General features: G+C 70.7%; 1 protein-coding gene. It reads right to left on the minus strand.

Annotation, left to right across the window (positions count from 1 at the left end; all coding sequences use genetic code 11):
* A partial coding sequence (locus ACH4FH_RS38880; RefSeq protein ID WP_398560704.1) for an SDR family NAD(P)-dependent oxidoreductase occupies positions 1 to 2,768 on the minus strand: 2,768 nt, incomplete at both ends.

Genomic DNA, 2,768 nt, shown 5'->3' on the forward strand with positions numbered 1-2,768 from the left:
GCCACACCCGAAGCAGCCTGCGTATGACCGATGTTCGACTTCAACGCCCCCAACCACAGCGGCCGCTCCACCGAACGCCCCTGCCCATACGTCGCGAACAACGCACCCGCCTCGATCGGATCGCCCAGCGACGTCCCCGTCCCGTGCGCCTCCACCACATCCACATCCGCCGCCGAGAGCCCGGCGGAGTCCAACGCCGCCCGGATCACCCGCTGCTGCGCCGGTCCGTTCGGCGCGGTGAGGCCGTTGCTGGCACCGTCCTGGTTGACAGCCGAGCCCCGGACCATCGCCAGGATCTGGTGGCCGTTGCGCCGCGCGTCGGACAACCGCTCCAGCAACACCATGCCCACCCCCTCGGCCCAGCCCGCGCCGTCCGCATCGGCCGAGAAGGCCCTGCAGCGGCCGTCGGGGGACATGGCCCGCTGACGGCTGAACTCGATGAAACTGTCCATCGTGGACATCACGACCACACCGCCGGCCAGCGCCATCGAACACTCACCCTGCCGAAGGGACTGGGCGGCCAGGTGCAGTGCGAGCAGTGAGGAGGAGCAGGCCGTGTCCACGGTCAGCGAGGGGCCCTGGAGACCGAAGGTGTAGGAGACCCGTCCGGAGGCGACGCTGCTGGCGCTGCCCGTTGCCAGGTAGCCCTCGAACTCTTCGGGAGCCTGCTGGAAACGCGATCCGTAGTCGTTGTAGCTGGCGCCGATGAACACGCCCGCCTGGGTGCCCTTCAGCCTGGTCGGCTCGATGCCTGCGCGTTCGAAGGCTTCCCAGGAAGTCTCCAGCAGCAGTCGGTGCTGCGGGTCGATCGCCAGTGCCTCACGCGGCGAGATCCCGAAGAACGTCGGGTCGAAGTGGTCGGCGTCGTAGAGAAAGCCGCCACCACGCGCGTAGAAGGTGCCCGGCTTGTCGGGGTCCGGGTCGTAGCGGCCCTCGATGTCCCAGCCGCGGTCGGTGGGGAATCCGGCTACCGCGTCGCGGCCCTCGTCGAGGAGCTCCCACAGTCCCTCGGGGGAGGTCACACCACCGGGGAATCGACAGCTCATCCCGACGATCACGATCGGGTCGTCGTCGAGGGGCGCGGGCCCGGCTTTCGACTCGGGGGCGACGGACCGGGTGCCGGCCACCTCGGTGTGGATGTACTGGGCGAGCGAGGTGACGGTCGGGTAGTCGAAGACCAGCGTGACGGGCAGCCGCATGCCGGTCGCGGACGTCAGCCGGTTGCGCAGGTCGACAGCGGTGAGCGAGTCGAAGCCCAGCTCACGGAAGGCACGGTCGGTCTCGACGGATTGCGGGCCGGGGTAGCCGAGTACGGCGGCAACCTCGGTGCCGATCAGCTCCATCAGGGCCTGTTCGGCGTCGCTGTCCGACAATCCCGCCAACCGCTCGGCCAGCGGGGAGCCGTCATCGGGGCCGGTCGTCGCGCCGGTACCGGCGTCGAGGATGCCGCGTATTTCGGGCAGTTCGGCGAGAACCGGAGCCGAGGGACCGGAGGGAGAGGACGCTGCCAGGCGCTCCCAGTCGATGTCGGCCACCGCCACGGACGCGTCGCCGAGATCGAGGGCCTGCTGGAGGGCCGCGATCGCCGACTCCGGTGCCATCGTCGGCATGCCGTTCCGACGCAGCCGCGCCTCGGTGGAGTCGTCGACCAGACCGCCGCCCGCCCAGGGGCCCCAGGCGACCGATGTCGCGGCCAGTCCGGCGGCGCGGCGCTGCTCCGCGAGCGCGTCCAGGAAGGCGTTCGCCGCCGCATAGCTGCCCTGGCCCGGACCGCCGAGCGTGCCCGCGAACGAGGAGAACAGCACGAAGGCGTTCAGGTCGCGGTTCTTGGTCAGTTCGTGCAGGTTCAGCGCGGCAGCTGCCTTGGGCCGCAGGACGGTGCTCGCCCGGTCCGCGGTGAGGGTGTCGATGACCCCGTCGTCCAGAACGCCGGCCGTGTGGAAGACGGCCTGTACGGGCGAACCCGCGGCATCCAGATCCTTCAACAGCGCGGCCAGGGCGTCGCGGTCGCTCACGTCGCAGGCGGCGATGGTGACCCGGGCGCCGAGTGCGGTGAGTTCGGCCCTCAGCTGCTCCGCGCCGGGAGCCGCCGCCCCGCTGCGACTGGTGAGCACCAGGTGCTCGGCGCCACCGTCGGCCAGCCATCGGGCGACATGACTGCCCAGGCCGCCCGTGCCACCGGTGATCAGTGCGGTGCCACCCGGCTGCCACGGCACGCGCTCGGCACCGCTCGGCGTCGCCCGGACGAGACGGCGGCCGAAGGTTCCGGAGGTACGGAGCGCCATCTCGCTCTCCGTGTCGTGCAGTCCGGCCAGCACCCCGGCCAGCCGCGTCGCCGTGCGGGGTTCGAGGGACTGCGGGAGGTCGATCACACCGCCCCAGCGCTGAGGGTATTCCAGTGCAGCTATTCGCCCCAGACCCCAGATCATGGCCTGCGGCGGGCTCGTGACGGATTCCGCCCGGCCGGTTGCGACCGCGCCGCGGGTGGCGAGCCAGAGGGGGGCTTCGATACCCGCGTCGCCAAGTGCCTGAATCAGCGTCAGTGAATGTGCGAACCCGGAGGGTACTGCGGGGAATGCGGAATGCACGTCGTCGGTCAGCGCCAGCAGGGACAGCACACCTGCGGGGGCCAACCCGTTCAGCCCCTCCTGGATCCGGGAGGCGAGAATTTCCCGTCCGGCGTCGGACTCGTCGATTTCGAGGGTGTGGAGGGTCATGCCCTGTGCGCGTAGTGCCTCGGCGACCTGACCCGCTTCCGGGCATTCGGC

The sequence above is a fragment of the Streptomyces sp. NPDC017993 genome, from assembly GCF_044328065.1.
In the GTDB taxonomy this organism is placed as follows: domain Bacteria; phylum Actinomycetota; class Actinomycetes; order Streptomycetales; family Streptomycetaceae; genus Streptomyces.